The organism is Actinokineospora globicatena (assembly GCF_024171945.1).
GTDB lineage: Bacteria > Actinomycetota > Actinomycetes > Mycobacteriales > Pseudonocardiaceae > Actinokineospora > Actinokineospora globicatena.
Window position 1 is genome coordinate 1428496 of sequence record NZ_JAMTCR010000002.1, and the last position, 15464, is coordinate 1443959.

16 protein-coding genes are annotated in these 15464 nt (G+C 72.0%); all 16 read left to right on the forward strand.

Annotated elements, in window-relative coordinates; genetic code table 11:
- Positions 1–137: 137 nt before the first annotated feature.
- Positions 138–1337: a L,D-transpeptidase gene (locus tag LV79_RS06865; protein WP_253833199.1), complete on the forward strand. Its 1200-nt coding sequence runs from the start codon at positions 138–140 to the stop codon at positions 1335–1337.
- On the forward strand, positions 1334–2164 hold the full coding sequence (locus LV79_RS06870; protein ID WP_253835861.1) for an alpha/beta fold hydrolase: 831 nt from the start codon (positions 1334–1336) through the stop codon (positions 2162–2164). Before LV79_RS06865 ends, LV79_RS06870 begins: the two co-directional genes overlap by 4 nt.
- Before the next feature lie 7 nt (positions 2165–2171).
- Entirely contained in the window at positions 2172–3464 is a 1293-nt protein-coding gene (mshA, locus tag LV79_RS06875; protein WP_253833201.1) for a D-inositol-3-phosphate glycosyltransferase, read from the forward strand.
- Between the two features lie 26 nt (positions 3465–3490).
- Positions 3491–3991 (forward strand): type III secretion system chaperone family protein, encoded by a 501-nt coding sequence (locus LV79_RS06880; protein WP_372495329.1) that lies wholly within the window; start codon positions 3491–3493, stop codon positions 3989–3991.
- Positions 3992–4066: 75 nt separating this feature from the next.
- Complete coding sequence (locus tag LV79_RS06885) at positions 4067–5005, forward strand: DUF4349 domain-containing protein (protein ID WP_253833205.1); 939 nt, start codon at positions 4067–4069, stop codon at positions 5003–5005.
- A gap of 624 nt (positions 5006–5629) precedes the next feature.
- Positions 5630–6376, forward strand: a complete 747-nt coding sequence (locus tag LV79_RS06890) for a phosphoglyceromutase (protein ID WP_253833208.1) — start codon at positions 5630–5632, stop codon at positions 6374–6376.
- A gap of 312 nt (positions 6377–6688) precedes the next feature.
- The gene (locus LV79_RS06895; RefSeq protein ID WP_285469554.1) at positions 6689–7906 is read left to right on the forward strand and encodes a sensor histidine kinase; all 1218 of its coding nucleotides are present in this window, start codon (positions 6689–6691) and stop codon (positions 7904–7906) included.
- Positions 7903–8592 (forward strand): response regulator, encoded by a 690-nt coding sequence (locus LV79_RS06900; protein ID WP_253833210.1) that lies wholly within the window; start codon positions 7903–7905, stop codon positions 8590–8592. Before LV79_RS06895 ends, LV79_RS06900 begins: the two co-directional genes overlap by 4 nt.
- 24 nt (positions 8593–8616) lie before the next feature.
- A complete protein-coding gene (locus LV79_RS06905; RefSeq protein WP_253833212.1) occupies positions 8617–9570 on the forward strand; it encodes a Ppx/GppA phosphatase family protein in 954 nt (317 codons plus the stop codon).
- Between the two features lie 96 nt (positions 9571–9666).
- Complete coding sequence (locus tag LV79_RS06910; protein ID WP_253833214.1) at positions 9667–11085, forward strand: Rv0497 family membrane protein; 1419 nt, start codon at positions 9667–9669, stop codon at positions 11083–11085.
- Positions 11082–11861, forward strand: a complete 780-nt coding sequence (locus LV79_RS06915) for a sugar phosphate isomerase/epimerase family protein (RefSeq protein ID WP_253833216.1) — start codon at positions 11082–11084, stop codon at positions 11859–11861. The genes LV79_RS06910 and LV79_RS06915 overlap by 4 nt, the downstream gene beginning before the upstream one ends.
- Before the next feature lie 73 nt (positions 11862–11934).
- Positions 11935–12861: a proline dehydrogenase family protein gene (locus LV79_RS06920; protein ID WP_253833218.1), complete on the forward strand. Its 927-nt coding sequence runs from the start codon at positions 11935–11937 to the stop codon at positions 12859–12861.
- A gap of 62 nt (positions 12862–12923) precedes the next feature.
- Positions 12924–13781, forward strand: a complete 858-nt coding sequence (locus LV79_RS06925) for a thioesterase family protein (protein ID WP_253833220.1) — start codon at positions 12924–12926, stop codon at positions 13779–13781.
- A gap of 155 nt (positions 13782–13936) precedes the next feature.
- Positions 13937–14767 carry a pyrroline-5-carboxylate reductase gene (gene proC, locus LV79_RS06930; protein WP_253833222.1) on the forward strand — a complete coding sequence of 277 codons (831 nt, stop codon included), beginning with the start codon at positions 13937–13939 and terminating at the stop codon, positions 14765–14767.
- A gap of 120 nt (positions 14768–14887) precedes the next feature.
- Complete coding sequence (locus tag LV79_RS06935) at positions 14888–15106, forward strand: helix-turn-helix domain-containing protein (RefSeq protein ID WP_204449182.1); 219 nt, start codon at positions 14888–14890, stop codon at positions 15104–15106.
- A gap of 152 nt (positions 15107–15258) precedes the next feature.
- Entirely contained in the window at positions 15259–15360 is a 102-nt protein-coding gene (locus tag LV79_RS06940; RefSeq protein ID WP_018684825.1) for a 30S ribosomal protein bS22, read from the forward strand.
- Positions 15361–15464 lie beyond the last annotated feature (104 nt).

Below are 15464 nucleotides of genomic sequence, written 5' to 3' on the forward strand. Positions count from 1 at the left end.
TGTCGATCCTGCCCCGCGACCGCGTGCGGGGACCGGGCGCGGGACTATGAGCACTGTCACACCCGACGTGGCGCACCCCATCGCCACCCGGGCGTCCTTCATCGGTGGGGGAAAGACTAGACACTGGAGGTTCCACGGTGAGACGACCGGCTTCGAAGGTCAGGACCAACGGCATCCTCGGTGCCCTTGCCCTGGTCCTCGCGCTGCTCGCCGGCTGCACCTCGGAGCAACCGGGGACACCGGGCGGCGGTGGGGGTGGCGGGGACGGCGGCCAGCAGCAGGCGGCCGAACCCAAGGCGAAGCTGACCGCGAGCCTCGCCGCGGACGCCGCCGACGTGCCGCCGGGGGACCCGCTCAAGATCAGCGTCACCGACGGCGCCATCGACTCGGTCCAGGTGCTCAGCCCGGACGGCAAGGCGGTCAAGGGCGCGGTGGCGCAGGACAAGCTCTCCTGGGCCTCGGCCGAGGTGTTCGGGTACGCCAAGAAGTACACCTACACCGCCGCGGCCACCGGGTCCGACGGCAAGAAGGTGGAGCTCAAGGGCGCGTTCACCACGCTGCAGCCCGCCAAGACCCCGCGCGCGACGATCAACCCGGCCGACAACGCCACCGTCGGTGTCGGCATGCCGATCAGCGTGAAGTTCCCCGAGGGCAAGGTCACCGACAAGGCCGCGGTGGAGAAGGCGCTCGCCGTCGAGACCTCCAAGCAGGTCGAGGGTTCCTGGGCCTGGCTCAACGACCAGCAGGTCGACTGGCGGCCCAAGGAGTACTGGCCCTCGGGCACCAAGGTCACCGTCACCGCGAAGCTCTACGGGCTGGCCTACGGCGGCGGCGCCTACGGCAAGGCGGACCTGACCACCTCGTTCACCATCGGCCGCAACCAGGTCGTCAAGGTCAACACCCCGGACCACAAGATGAACGTCTACCGGGACGGCAAGCTCACCGCGAGCTACCCCTCCAGCAACGGCAAGGACGCCGACCCGGACCTGAACACGCCCAACGGCACGCTGATCGTCATGCAGAAGGACCCGATCGGCGACTTCTCCAACCCGCGCTACGGCTACACCAACGTCAAGAAGAAGTGGGCCGTGCGGATCTCCAACCACGGCGAGTTCATCCACGAGAACGAGGAGAACCGCGGCAACATCGGCAAGGCCAACACCTCGCACGGCTGCGTGAACCTGCTCGAGCCCGACGCCAAGGCCTACTTCGACTCGGCGCTCATCGGCGACCCGGTGGAGATCACCGGCTCCAAGGCGAACATGCCCACCAGTTCCGACGTCTTCGACTGGCTGATCCCGTGGAGCCAGTGGCAGAAGATGTCGGCGCTGCGTTGACCCACTCCGTGCTCGGTGCGGGCGGCACCAGGTTGGCCGTCCGCACCGCCGGGGACCCCGCCGCGCCGCCCATCGTGTTCGTGCACGGCTGGGCCCAGTCCAGCCGCTGCTGGGCGGCCCAGTTCGCCGATCCGGCGTTGGCCGTGGCACACCACCTGATCGCCGTCGACCTGCGCGGGCACGGCGAGTCAGACGTTCCGGACAGCGGCTACGACGAGTCCGCCGTGTGGGCCGAGGACCTGGCCGCTGTGCTGGCGTTCGCGGGCGTGCCCGCGGTGCTCGTCGGCTGGTCCTACGGCGGTCTGGTGATCACCGACTACGTGCGCGAACGCGGCTGCGCCGACCTCGCGGCCATCGTCCTGGTCGGCGCGATCACCGAGATCGGCAAGGGCCACCCGGGCGGTCGGATCGGTCCGGCAATGGCCGCGGCCTTGCCCGGAGCGTTCGCCGAGGACCCCGCGGTGGCCATCCCCGCTGTCGCGTCCCTCACAGTCGGGATGACCGCCGAGCCCGTCGCCGGTGCTCTCGCGCAGTCCTGGCTCGGCGACTCGCTGCGGGTGCCGCCCGCGGTCAGGAAGGCGTTGTTCAGGCGCGATGTGGCCAGCGCGGACGTGCTGGCGTCGATCACCGTGCCCACCACCGTGGTGCACGGGACCGCTGACGCGGTGGTCGATCCTGCCGGTGCCGAGTTTTCGGCGGGGAAGATTCCCGGTGCCACACTGCGTTGGTTCCCACGGGTCGGGCACGCGCCCTTCGCCGAACGGGTCGATGAGTTCAACGGTGTGCTCCGCCAAGCCGCTCCGGCCGCGGAGGGCCGGAAGGGGTGAATCCGGGGTGACTCCCACGCAGCTGCGCAGGCCTCGCCGCATCGCGGTCCTGTCAGTGCACACGTCCCCGTTGGAGCAGCCCGGCACGGGGGACGCGGGCGGGATGAACGTCTACATCACCGAGACGACGACGCGGATGGCGCAGCGCGGCATCGCCGTCGAGGTGTTCACCCGGGCCACCGCCTCCGACCTGCCGCCGGTCGTCGAACTCGCCCCCGGGGTGCTGGTGCGGCACGTCTCGGCAGGCCCGTTCGAGGGCTTGCAGCGCGCTGAGCTGCCGGACCAGCTGTGCCCGTTCACCGCGGGCGTGCTGCGCGCCGAGGCCAGGCACGAGCCGGGCCACTACGAGCTGGTGCACTCGCACTACTGGCTGTCCGGGCAGGTCGGCTGGCTGGCCCGCAAGCGCTGGGGGGTGCCGCTGGTGCACACCGCGCACACCCTGGCCAAGGTCAAGAACGCCGCGCTCGCCGCTGGGGACTCCCCGGAGCCGCTGGTGCGGGTGCTCGGCGAGCAGCAGGTGGTCGACGAGGCCGACCAGCTGATCGCCAACACCGCCGTGGAGGCCGCGCAGCTCGTCGAGCTCTACGACGCGGCACCGGAGAAGGTCCGCACCATCGCGCCGGGGGTCGACCTGGACCGCTTCCGCCCCGGTGACCGGGCCGCCGCGCGGGCCAGGCTGCGGCTGCCCCAGGACGCCGTGGTGGTGGCCTTCGTCGGCCGCATCCAGCCGCTGAAGGCGCCGGACGTGCTGCTGCACGCCGCCGCCGAGCTGATCGCCAGGGGCACCGTGGCCAGGGACAAGCTGGTCGTCCTGGTCGCGGGCGGGCCGTCGGGCACCGGTCTCGACCAGCCCGCCGCCCTGCAGGACCTGGCCGTCGCGCTGGGCATCACCGACGTGGTGCGGTTCCTGCCGCCGCAATCCGGCGCCGCGCTGGCCACCGTCTACCGCGCCGCCGACGTGGTCGCCGTGCCCAGCCACAACGAGAGCTTCGGCCTGGTCGCCCTGGAGGCCCAGGCCTGCGGGACACCCGTGGTCGCCGCCGCCGTCGGCGGGTTGCCGGTCGCGGTCGCCGACCGGGTCTCCGGCCTGCTGGTCGACGGGCACGCCACCACCGACTGGGCCGACTCGCTCGGCCGCCTGGTCACCGCCCCCGGGCTGCGCGCCGAGCTCGGCGTCGGCGCGGTGCGGCACGCCAGGGCGTTCTCCTGGGACCGCACGACCGACGCGCTCATCGCCGCCTACGTCGAGGCCGACCACGTGCTGCGGTACGCCTCCGCGCGTGCTGAGGTGGCGGTGTGACGGATGCGCATTCACTCGACCAGGTCATCGCGGACGCGCTCACCGAACGGGAGCTGGACTACGAGCGGCCCCAGCCGGGGCGGTTCCACGTCACCCTCCCCGGGATCAAGAAGCAGCGCACCAATTGCTGGCTCATCCTGGGCCGCCACGCGCTGAGCGTGGAGGCGTTCGTGTGCCGGGCGCCGGACGAGGCGCACGAGGAGGTCTACCGCTTCCTGCTGCGCCGCAACGCCCGGCTCTACGGCGTGCACTACACCGTCGACCGGTTGGGTGACATCTACCTGGTTGGCAAGGTCAGCCACGCCGCGGTGAGCGCCGACGAGCTCGACCGGCTGCTCGGCCAGGTCCTCGAGGCGGCCGACGGCGACTTCAACACGCTGCTGGAGATCGGGTTCGCCTCGGCGATCCGCCGCGAGTGGGACTGGCGGACCTCGCGCGGCGAGTCGCTCGCCAACCTGCAGGCCTTCGCCCACCTGCTCGAACCGGCCGGACAACGGGCCCGTGTCGCAGACGAGGCCGACTCGTGATCACCCCCGCCGCAACGCCCTGACCCGCCCGTCTCGTCTGCATGCCAGACGGACAGCGCGAGAGGGGAGCTCGACATGGTGATAGGGAAAGTCGGATTAGCCGGGTTGCTGTTGGTGGCGGGTGCCTTCGCGGCGGGGTGCACGTCCAGCGAGAGCATGTCCTCCGGCGCCGCCGCCCCCGCACCCGCGATGCGGCAGGAGCCCGGCGGACCGGGTGACTACACGGCCGACTCCGCGACCGGGGGCAAGGCCGCGGCGCAGTCCGCGCCGACCGAGGCCAACGGGCAGCCGCAGGAACAGCCCCGGGTCACCCAGCCGGGCGTCGACCGCAAGCTCGTCCGCACCGCGACGGTGGAGCTGACCGCGGGCAAGGTGTCCGACGCCGCCGACCAAGTGCGCGACGCGGTGACCTCCGAGGGCGGGTTCTCCGGCCAGGAGCAGGTCAACGACCGGTACGCGACGCTGACCCTGCACGTGCCGTCCGACCGGCTGGACAAGGCGCTGGAGAAGATCACCGCCGCCGGGCAGGTCCGCAACCGGGCGCAGACCGCGCAGGACGTCACCGAGCAGGTCGTGGACGTGGAGAGCCGGATCGAGACCCAGCGGGCCAGCCTGGCCCGGGTGCGCGCACTGCTCGACCGCGCGGGCACCATCTCGGAGATCGTGCAGCTCGAGGGTGAGGTCACCCGGCGCGAGGCCGAGTTGGAGTCGCTGCTCAAGCGGCGCGAGGCGCTGGCGGGCAGCGTGGCGCTCTCGACGGTCACCGTGCGGATCAGCGTCGACGGGGCGGCGCCGCCGGTCACCGAGGACGACGACTCGTTCCTCGGGGCGCTCGCGACCGGCTGGCGGGCGTTCCTGGACGCCGGGTCGTTCGTGCTGCGCGTGGTCGGCACGGTCCTGCCGTTCGCCGTCGTGCTCGGCGTCCCGGCCTACCTGCTGTGGCGCGCCCGGCGGCGCAACCGACCCGCGGTGACCGCACCGCCCGCGGTAGCAGTACCGGCGACTGAGAACTAATCCCGAAGCTGCCGGTTGTGAGTCGCGGGGCGGTTCGAGCGCACGGGCGCAGTCGCGTTCCCGAAGCTGCTGGTTTGGCTGAGTTTGTGAGTCGCGGGGCGGTTCGAGCGCACGGGCGCAGTCGCGTTCCCGAAGCTGCTGGTTCTTGAAGGTGTGAGTCGCGGGGCGGTTCGAGCGAGGGGGAGTCGCGTTCCCGAACCGCCCCGCGGCTGCCCGCTGCGTCCCGTGGCGGGGGGCACCCGGGAGCCTCGCGGGTCGCGGCTCGGCAGGGGAGTCGAGCCGCGCGGGGCGCCGCCCAGATCAGGGAGTGCGTGGGAGCTGACCCGGGGCGCCTATAGGTCAACTTGGCAGAAGCCGGAGCACCGCACAAGGCCGACACTTACGCCATTCGTGTCTGTCGCAGACCGTTAGTAACTATTCGGTCACGGAAGTCGGTGATCCGACAACTATCCGTGCCTTTGGCGGCGTTTGGGGGTACAAGCTGGGCCAAATCGGGTGTCACTCGATCGGGAGCACCGCCGACTGGCGCAACCAGCGCACCCCTTCAGTCCAGACCGACCGTCGGGTCCGATGGTGAGTAGCGGCACACCGGGCGGGCCCGCCCGGGTCTGGCAGGCTTTCGCCATGGCCATCGGAACCTTGGTGCTGCTCCGCCACGGCGAGAGCGTGTGGAACGCGCTGAACCTGTTCACCGGTTGGGTGGACGTCGCCCTCTCCGAGAAGGGGGTGGCCGAGGCGTCCCGCGGCGGTGAGCTGCTGCGCGACGCGGGCATCCTCCCGGACGTGGTGCACACCTCGCTGCAGCGCCGCGCGATCAACACCGCCCACCTCGCCCTGGACGCGGCCGACCGGCTGTGGATCCCGGTCAAGCGCGACTGGCGGCTCAACGAGCGGCACTACGGCGCGCTGCAGGGCAAGGACAAGAAGCAGACCCTGGCGGAGTTCGGCGAGGAGCAGTTCATGCTCTGGCGCCGCTCCTACGACGTGCCGCCGCCGCCGATCGAGCCGGGCGCCGAGTTCAGCCAGGACGGCGACCCGCGCTACGCCCACCTCGGGTCGGCCGCGCCGCGCACCGAGTGCCTCAAGGACGTCGTGGCCCGGCTCGTCCCGTACTGGGAGACCGAGATCGTCCCCGACCTGCGCGCGGGCAAGACCGTGCTGGTCGCCGCGCACGGCAACTCGCTGCGGGCGCTCGTCAAGCACCTCGACGGGGTCTCCGACGCCGACATCGCCGGTCTGAACATCCCGACCGGCATCCCGCTGCGCTACGACCTCGACGAGGCGCTCAAGCCGACCAACCCCGGCGGCACCTACCTCGACCCGGCCGCCGCGACGGCCGCGATCAGCGCGGTGGCGAACCAGGGTCGTTAGGACCGAGTGGACTGACGGACCGGACGAAGTGGACGCCCAAGCGGGTGTTGGAGTGTCCACTTCGGCCGGTCCGCTCGCGTCGACACGGCGGGCAGTCGTCGACCCGGTGGTGATCCCCCCAACGGACGGTTTACCCCTGACGGTGCCGTCGCCCATACGCACGGAGCCCGATGGTTACTGGCCAGTAGGACACGATCGAGTGAACTAGGCTTGGCCGGGTGGGGAACAAGCGGGCCCAACGGTGTCGGCACGGTCACCAATGCCGTTCCCGGGCTGGTCAAACCGGCGGGGGCCCTGCCTACGATCCTCGGTGTGGCCGCCCCGGTCTATCTCGCGCTGTCGTTCGGCACCCTGCTGATCGGCCTGTTCGTCGGCTTCCTCCTCGGTCGGTCCCGCTCCGGCGGGGCGGGGAGGGCCCCGGACGGCCCCACGGTCGCCGACCTGGTCCAACGGATCATCCAGTCCACCCACACCGGTGTGGTCGTGCTCAACCGGTTCGGTGATGTGGTGATCCACAACCCGAGAGCGGAGGAGCTCGGCCTCGTCCGCAACAACCGCGTCGACGACCGCGCCCGCAAGGCCGCCGAGGTCGTCGTCGAGACCGGCGACCCCATCGAGGTCGACCTCTCGCCGCTGGAGTCGCGCGGCGGGCGCACCCCGGAGGCGGTGCTCGGCGAGGTCCGGCCGCTCGGCGACGGGTTCACCGCCGTCGACGCCGACGACCAGTCCGAGGCCGTCCGGCTGGAGGCGACCCGGCGCGACTTCGTCGCCAACGTCAGCCACGAGCTCAAGACCCCGGTCGGCGCCATGGCGCTGCTGGCCGAGGCCGTGCTCGACGCCGCGGACGACCCGGTCGAGGTGCGCCGGTTCACCACCAAGATCCTCAACGAGGGCAACCGGCTCGGCACGCTGGTCACCGAGTTGATAGCGCTGTCGCGGTTGCAGGGCGCCGAGCGGCTGCCGGAGATGCACACCGTGGAGGTCGACGCCGTCGTGCGCGAGGCCATGGGCCGCGCCCGGCTGGTGATGGAGTCCACCGGCATCGACGTCACCACCGACGACGACAGCGGTCTGCTCGTGCAGGGCGACCGGACGCTGCTGGTCACCGCGCTGTCCAACCTGCTGCAGAACGCGCTCGCCTACTCCACGGCCGGGAGCCCGGTCTCGGTGAGCCGCAGCGTGGCCGACGGCTTCGTGGAGATCGCCGTCACCGACCGCGGCGTCGGCATCCCGGAGGACGAGCAGCAGCGGGTCTTCGAGCGGTTCTACCGGGTCGACCGGGCGCGCTCGCGGGCGACCGGCGGCACCGGCCTCGGCCTGGCGATCGTCAAGCACGTCGCGGCCAACCACGGTGGCGAGGTGCGGCTGTGGAGCAAGCCGGGCCTCGGGTCGACCTTCACCATGCGCGTCCCGGCCCACGCCGAACCCCGGGACCTCACCACGAACGGTGCGGAACCCACCCTGGTGGGCGGCCGCGCGACCGCTCCGTCGAAATCCGACGGCGCCGCTACCGATGGAGGAATGGCATGACGAGAGTGCTGATCGTGGAGGACGAGGAGTCCTTCGCCGACCCGCTTGCCTTCCTGCTGCGCAAGGAGGGCTTCACCGCCGCCGTGGCCGTGACCGGCCAGCAGGCGCTGGAGGAGTTCGACCGCAACGGTGCCGACATCGTCCTGCTCGACCTGATGCTGCCCGGCATGAGCGGCACCGACGTGTGCAAGGCGCTGCGCCAGCGCTCCGCGGTCCCGGTGATCATGGTGACCGCCCGCGACAGCGAGATCGACAAGGTCGTCGGCCTGGAGCTGGGCGCAGACGACTACGTCACCAAGCCGTACTCGGCCCGCGAGCTGATCGCCAGGGTGCGCGCCGTGCTGCGCCGCGGCGGCGAGACCGGTGGCGACGGCGAGCTGCTGCCCCAGGTGCTCGCGGCCGGACCGGTGCGAATGGACGTCGAGCGGCACGTGGTCACTGTGGACGGCACCGACGTCCCGTTGCCGCTCAAGGAGTTCGACCTGCTCGAGTACCTGCTGCGCAACGTCGGCCGGGTGCTCACCCGCGGCCAGCTCATCGACCGGGTGTGGGGCGCGGACTACGTCGGCGACACCAAGACCCTCGACGTGCACGTCAAGCGGTTGCGCTCGAAGATCGAACCCGACCCGGCCTCGCCGCGGCACCTGGTGACGGTGCGCGGTCTGGGTTACAAGTTCGAGTCCTGATCGTCTCCCCGGTACGGTGCCCCAGTGCGCCTAGGTGTGCTCGACGTCGGGTCCAACACCGTCCACCTGCTCGTGGTGGACGCTCGTCGGGGTGCCCACCCCACGCCCGCGCGGTCTGAGAAGACCGTGCTGCGGCTGGCGGAGCGGATCACCCCGTCCGGTCAGCTGTCCAAGGTGGGCGCCGACGACCTGGTGCGCACCGTCGCCGCGGCCAAGGAGTCCTCGGTCCGGCTGGGCTGCGCCGACCTCATGGCCTTCGCCACCTCCGCGGTGCGCGAGGCGGGCAACTCGGCCGCGGTGCTGCGCCGGGTGCACAAGGAGACCGGGGTCGAGCTCAAGGTCCTCTCCGGTGAGGACGAGGCGCGGCTCACGTTCCTCGCCGCCCGCCGCTGGTACGGCTGGTCGGCTGGCAACCTGCTGGTGCTCGACATCGGCGGCGGCTCGCTGGAGATCGCCGCCGGTATCGACGAGGACCCGGACTTCGCCTGGTCGCTGCCCCTGGGTGCCGGTCGGCTGACGAGAACCCGGTTCACCAGCGACCCGCCGACCCGCGACCAGGTCGAGCGCACGGTCGGCTGGCTGGCCGAGCAGTTGGCCCCGGTGGCCCGCAGGGTCGCCAAGTACGGCACCCCCGACCGGGCGGTCGCCACCTCCAAGACCTTCCGCACCCTGGCGCGGCTCACCGGTGCCGCGCCGTCCTCGGCCGGACCGCGGGTCCGCAGGGTGCTGACCGACACCGCGCTCAGCCAGTTGATCGCCTTCATCTCCCGGATGTCGGCGGCCGACCTGGCCCAACTCGACGGCGTCAGCCCCGGCCGGGCGCACCAACTGGTAGCCGGTGCGCTGGTGGCGCAGGCCACTATGCGAGCGTTGTCACTGCCCGAGGTGGAAATCGGGCCGTGGGCGCTGCGCGAAGGGGTCATCCTGCGGCGGCTGGACCAGACGAATGGTGAGGACCACACTGTTCACTCGGATTGACGAGATCCGGGTGGCCCCTGACCCCGAGGGGGCGGTGCCGCCCGCGGCGCGGGTGGGCACTGGACGGATCGGCCTGCACGGGGCACGGTGGAGTGGATGAGTCAAGAAGGTGGTTCGGAGCGCACGCAGCGCACCGTGGCCGAGTTGCTGGCCAAGTACGGCGGCTCCCCTGGCGACGGCGCGCCACGCAGGCGCCGCCGCAAGCCGGACGACGCCTCGGAGACCGCCCCCCAGGCGATCATCGACCGGGTGATGTCCGACAGCGGCAAGCTGCTGCCGATCCGCGAGGACCAGCCGCCGCACGAGCGCGTCTCGCACCGGCAGGACCGGGGGCCCGCACCGCAGGGTGCGCAGCCGTCCCAGCCGCTGCCCAGGCGCGGTCGGCCGGAGCAGCCGCCGGTCAGGGCTGAGCAGCAGCCGCCGAGGGTGGAGCCGCCGCAGGCCCGCGTCGACCAGCAGCCGCCGACCCAGCAGCACCCGCCGGTCGCGCCGCCGCGCCGGGAACCGCAGGTGGACCCGCGCCAGGCCGTCCGGCCCGCCGCGGAGCCCCGCCTGCCCGAGCCGCCGCGCCCGCAGCCGAGACCGGACGACCCGCGGCTCCCGCAGGGCAGGCCGGAGCAGCTCGACCCGCGCGCCGAGCCCCGGCGACCGGTCGACCCCCGTGACCAGCAGCACACCCCGGTGGCCGCGCCGCGGCCGCGCCCGGACGCCGAGCCGCACACCGAGCAGCTGCCCAGGGTGCCCGCCGACGACCAGGCCCCTGACCCGGGCGAGCCGCCCGCCGGGCTGGCCAAGGCGCCGAACCGGGCACCGCTGCCCAGGCGCGCGCCCGCCGGTGGCAGGCGACCGCAGAACCCGCCGCCGCAGGTCTCGCAGCCGCTGCCGGTCCCGCCGCAGGCGTCCCAGCCGCTCCCCGTCCCGCAGGTGTCGCAGCCGTTGCCGGTGCCCCCGAGGCAGCAGCCCGGCTACCACGGTGAGTACGCGGGCGACTCGGCCGAGACCGCCGTGGACCCCGCGGGCCCGCCGCCGGAGTTCCGCGAGGAGTTCAGCGGCTTCGACGACAAGGCCGCGACCCGGTTCACCGACTACTCCGCGCACGACGAGTTCGCCGACACCGACGACCGGCTCGACGACGACCTGGACGACCGGTTCGACGAGGACGACGAGCCAAGCCGCGACCGGGTCCGTGATCGCGACCGCGACGACCTGGACGACGACGAGGACGAGCCTGCGGCCGACGGGGAACCCCGCTCGGCAGGCCGCGAGTGGCTGATCATGGTCGGCCAGCTCGGGCTCGGCGTGGTCGGCGGCGCCGTGGTGTGGCTGATCTTCAACTGGCTGTGGCGGGTGCTGCCCGCCGCCGCGCTGGTCGGCGCGCTGGCGGTGATCGTCGGGCTGGTGCTGATCGTGCGCAAGGTCCGCCGCGCGGAGGACCTGCAGACCACCGTGCTCGCGGTGCTTGTCGGGTTGTTGGCGACGGTCTCCCCAGCCGCGTTGTTGCTGCTCGGCCGGTGATCCCGGTCGGTCTGTCGACCGCGTCGGTGTGGCCGAGGACCGCGTCGACGGCCTTCGCCCTGGCCGGGTCGCTCGGCTACGACGGGGTCGAGGTGATGGTCTGGGCCGACCCGCTGAGCCAGGACGTGCCCGCGCTGGCCCGCCAGTCCCGCCGCAGCGGGGTGCCGGTGCTGGCCGTGCACGCGCCGTGCCTGCTGGTCACGCAGCGGATCTGGTCGCCGGACCCGGTTGTCCGGTTGCGCCGGGCCGTTGAGGCGGCGCAGGACCTGGGCGCGCCGACCGTGGTGGTCCACCCGCCGTTCCGCTGGCAGCGCGGGTACGCCGAAGGATTTGCTGATCTGGTCTCGGGTCTAGAGGAGACCAGCGGTATCGCGGTCGCTGTGGAGAACATGTTCCCGGTGCGACGCGGCGCCGTCGCGGTCAGCGCGTTCCGCCCCTCCATCGATCCGACCGACGTCGGGCACCGCCACTACACGTTGGACTTGTCGCACACCTCGGCCGCGCATGTGGACGCCATGGCGTTGGCCGCGCGGATGGGCAGCGGGCTGCGGCACGTCCACTTGGCAGACGGGACCGGGCTGCCCAAGGACGAGCACCTGGTGCCCGGGCGCGGTGACCAGCCGTGCGCGCGGCTGTGCCGACACCTGGCGGAGACCGGGTTCACCGGCCAGGTCGTGGTGGAGATCAGCACCCGGCGTGCGCGCACGAGTCGCCAGCGTGCGGACGACATCGGCGCGGCACTGCGGTTCGCGCGGTCGCACCTGGGGCGAGAGTAGACAGTTCGGCGCAAACATAGGACGACCGGATGGCTGGTTGGTTCGAGAGGACACGAGCCGTACAGTTCCCCCCGTGAACCCGTTGCGTTCCTTGATCCTGGCTGCCGCCCGAAACGGCACCATCCGCCGTCTGGTGGCCACCGCTCCCGTCAGCAGGGACGTGGTGCGCCGCTTCGTGGCGGGCGAGACCACAGCAGACGCCGTCGCCGTCACCCGGCGACTGGTCGACTCCGGCCTCACCGTCACCCTCGACCACCTCGGTGAGGACACCACCGACACCGCGCTCGCCGAGCAGACCGTCCAGGCCTACCTGGAACTGCTCGACCAGCTGCACGCCGAGGGCCTGTCGGACCGGGCCGAGGTGAGCGTCAAGCTCTCCGCCGTCGGGCAGATGTTCGACGAGGACCTCGCGCTGGCCAACGCCAAGCGGATCTGCGCCGCGGCCGAGGCGGCGGGCACGACAGTCACCCTGGACATGGAGGACCACACCACCACGGACTCCACGCTGCGCATCCTCGCCGAGCTGCGCCGCACCTGGCCGTGGGTGGGCGCCGTGCTCCAGTCCTACCTGCACCGCACCCTCGACGACGTGAACGCGCTGGCCACCTCGGGCTCGCGGGTCCGGCTCTGCAAGGGCGCCTACAAGGAGCCCGAGACGGTCGCCTTCCAGGACCCGATCGAGGTCGACAAGAGCTACGTCCGCTGTGCGAACGCGCTGCTGGCAGGCGACGGCTACCCGAAGTTCGCCACCCACGACCCGCGCCTGGTGCGGATCATCGGGGAGCGCGCCGAGGCGCACGGCCGCAAGCCCGGCAGCTTCGAGCACCAGATGCTCTTCGGCATCCGACCCGACGAGCAGCTCCGGTTGGCGCAGCTCGGCCACACCGTGCGGGTGTACGTGCCCTACGGCGGGGAGTGGTACGGCTATCTGATGCGCAGGATGGCCGAGCGACCCGCGAACACCGCCTTCTTCCTCCGCGCCCTCGCCAGCCGGAGCTGAGAAGATCGCCGATCCGTGGCACAGCGCAAAATCGCGGACGCGGGCGTGGCAGGCTATCGCCCATGAGTAGTGCTGCAGGGCACGGCGACGTCCGGGCGGGCGGGCCCGCGCAGGCTGGTGGGGCGTTCGCCGCGGCGGTCCGGGTGCGGCCGCTGGGGGACGGCACCTTCACCGCCGACCTCCCCGCGCCGTGGACGGTCGGCGGGCGCCCGCACGGGGGATTCCTGATGGCGTTGCTGGCCAAGGCGGCGGTGGCCACGCACAACGGCGCCGGTGCGCCGCTGGTCGACCCGCTCACGGTGAGCGCGCAGTTCCTGCGCCCACCGGGGGTCGGGCCGGTCCTGCTGCGCACCGACGTCCGCAAGTCCGGGCGCCGCACCACGGTCGTGGCGGTGCACCTGGAGCAGAGCGGGCACAGTTGCGTCGAGGGCGTGGTCACCACCGGCCGGTTACCCCGGGAACGCGCCGCCTGGACGGATTTGCCGAACCAGTCGGCGGAACCGCCCGGCAACGCGATCGACCTGTCCACGGTGCCCTCGGCCTCGGTGTTCAAGCTGAGCGAGGTCTGCGACGTGCGGCTCGACCCCAACGGGGCCGGGTTCCTGCACGGGCACATCGGCGACCCGCTGCGGTTGCGGCTGTGGGCGCGGCCGCGCGGTGAGCACCCGGACCCGCTGTTCGCCTTGGTGGCCGGGGACATCTCGATGCCGGTGACCTTCAACCTCGGTCGCCTCGGCTGGTCGCCGACGGTCCAGCTGACCGCGCACCTGCGGTCGCGGCCCGCCCCGGGCTGGTTGCGGATCCAGGTGGAGTCCAAGGCCGTGCACGGTGTCTGGTTCGACTCCGACGCGACCGTGGTCGATTCCACCGGCAGGCTTGTCTGCCAAGCGCGCCAGTTGGCGCTATCGGCGGCCGGTTAGTACATCACCGTTCTCGCTCTCTTTTTCACTGTTTTCCACAAAGGGCCGCCGGTTGGTCTGGACCACGCTTTCCGGCGGTCGCGCATTCGCCACCGGCGCACCCGATCGGGGACCGCTGCCGGGAAAACCGGTACCGGGTCGTTAGCCTGTCGGCCATGACTGAGGCGAACGCGCGACCGGTGATCGCCGTGCTCGGCGCGGGCAAGATCGGCGAGGCCCTGCTCTCCGGGCTGCTGCACGGCGGCAGGCAGGCCGACGAACTGCTCTTCACCGAGCGCTCCGCCAGCCGCTGCGCGCAGCTGACCGACACCTACGGCATCGACGCCGTCGACGTGCCGACTGCGGCCAAGACCGCCGACGTCCTCGTGGTCGCGGTCAAGCCGCAGGACATCGACCCGCTGCTCGACGACCTGGCCGCCTCGGTCAGCGCCGACACCCTCATCGTCTCGCTCTGCGCGGGCCTGCCGACCGCCCTGTTCGAGCGCAGGCTGCCCCCCGGCGTCCCGGTGGTCCGGGTCATGCCCAACACCCCGATGCTCGTCGGCGAGGCCATGAGCGCCATCTCACCGGGCAAGCACGCCAGCTCCGCGCACCTGGCCACCGTCGAGGAGCTGCTCTCGGTCGTCGGCAAGGTCGTGCGGGTCCCCGAATCGCAGCAGGACGCTGTCACGGCGCTGTCGGGCTCCGGGCCCGCCTACTTCTTCTTCCTGGTCGAGGCCATGATCGACGCCGGGATCCTGCTCGGCCTGCCGCGCGCGGTGGCCGAGAAGCTGATCATCCAGTCGGCGGTCGGCGCGGCCGCGATGCTGGCCGAGACCGGCGAGCACCCGGTGACCCTGCGCGAGGCCGTCACCTCGCCCGCGGGCACCACCATCATGGCCATCCGCGAGCTGGAGCGGCACGGGGTGCGCGCGGCGCTGCTGGCCGCCATCGAGGCCGCCAGGGACCGCTCGCGCGAACTGGGCGCCGCGCACGACGCAGATTGAACCCGAAGTGACGTCGCACTCGTCACACGTGTCCCGCTACTCTCGATCGGTACACGTGCGTGTCGAATCCGCCGGTGGGGAAGCCGACGGCGCGACGCGTGGTTAAGGACGCGGTGGATCATGCCTGCGAGCAAGCGCGACTCCGATCCGCCCGGCCTCCCGCAGGTGCAATTCCTGACGGTGGCCGAGGTGGCGGCCCTCATGCGGGTCTCGAAGATGACGGTGTACCGGCTGGTGCACAGCGGTGAGCTGCCCGCGGTGCGGGTCGGCAAGTCGTTCCGGGTTCCGGAGAAGGCGGTGCACGACTACCTGCAGAACGCCTACTTCGACGCGGGCTGAGCGGGCCGCGCACTGCCCGCCCGCGAGCACGCCGAGGCGGCCCGGTAGGCTGGCCAGCCGTTGTGCCTGGTGTCTTGGCGCGCGTCGTTGACGTGTCCGCCGCACCGGAGCGCCGGACACCTGGAACGACCTAGAAACACGTAAGGACACACATGGGCTCGGTCATCAAGAAGCGTCGCAAGCGCATGTCGAAGAAGAAGCACCGCAAGCTGCTCCGCAAGACTCGCGTCCAGCGTCGCAAGCTCAAGAAGTAGTGTCTGCCGGCGGCGTCCGCTGGTGCGGGCGCCGCAGGTAACACCCCGTGTGACCTGCGTTAACAGTGCGTTGCCCATCCGGGGTGGCTCGGCGGGCGCGAGTA

What these genes read in the sequence shown, in the direction of transcription:
- LV79_RS06885 (WP_253833205.1), top strand. Translation starts at nt 4,067, where the DNA reads ATGGTGATAGGGAAAGTCGGATTAGCCGGGTTGCTGTTGGTGGCGGGT.
- LV79_RS06890 (WP_253833208.1), top strand. Translation starts at nt 5,630, where the DNA reads ATGGCCATCGGAACCTTGGTGCTGCTCCGCCACGGCGAGAGCGTGTGG.
- LV79_RS06900 (WP_253833210.1), top strand. Translation starts at nt 7,903, where the DNA reads ATGACGAGAGTGCTGATCGTGGAGGACGAGGAGTCCTTCGCCGACCCG.
- LV79_RS06910 (WP_253833214.1), top strand. Translation starts at nt 9,667, where the DNA reads ATGAGTCAAGAAGGTGGTTCGGAGCGCACGCAGCGCACCGTGGCCGAG.
- LV79_RS06925 (WP_253833220.1), top strand. Translation starts at nt 12,924, where the DNA reads ATGAGTAGTGCTGCAGGGCACGGCGACGTCCGGGCGGGCGGGCCCGCG.
- proC (WP_253833222.1), top strand. Translation starts at nt 13,937, where the DNA reads ATGACTGAGGCGAACGCGCGACCGGTGATCGCCGTGCTCGGCGCGGGC.
- LV79_RS06935 (WP_204449182.1), top strand. Translation starts at nt 14,888, where the DNA reads ATGCCTGCGAGCAAGCGCGACTCCGATCCGCCCGGCCTCCCGCAGGTG.
- LV79_RS06940 (WP_018684825.1), top strand. Translation starts at nt 15,259, where the DNA reads ATGGGCTCGGTCATCAAGAAGCGTCGCAAGCGCATGTCGAAGAAGAAG.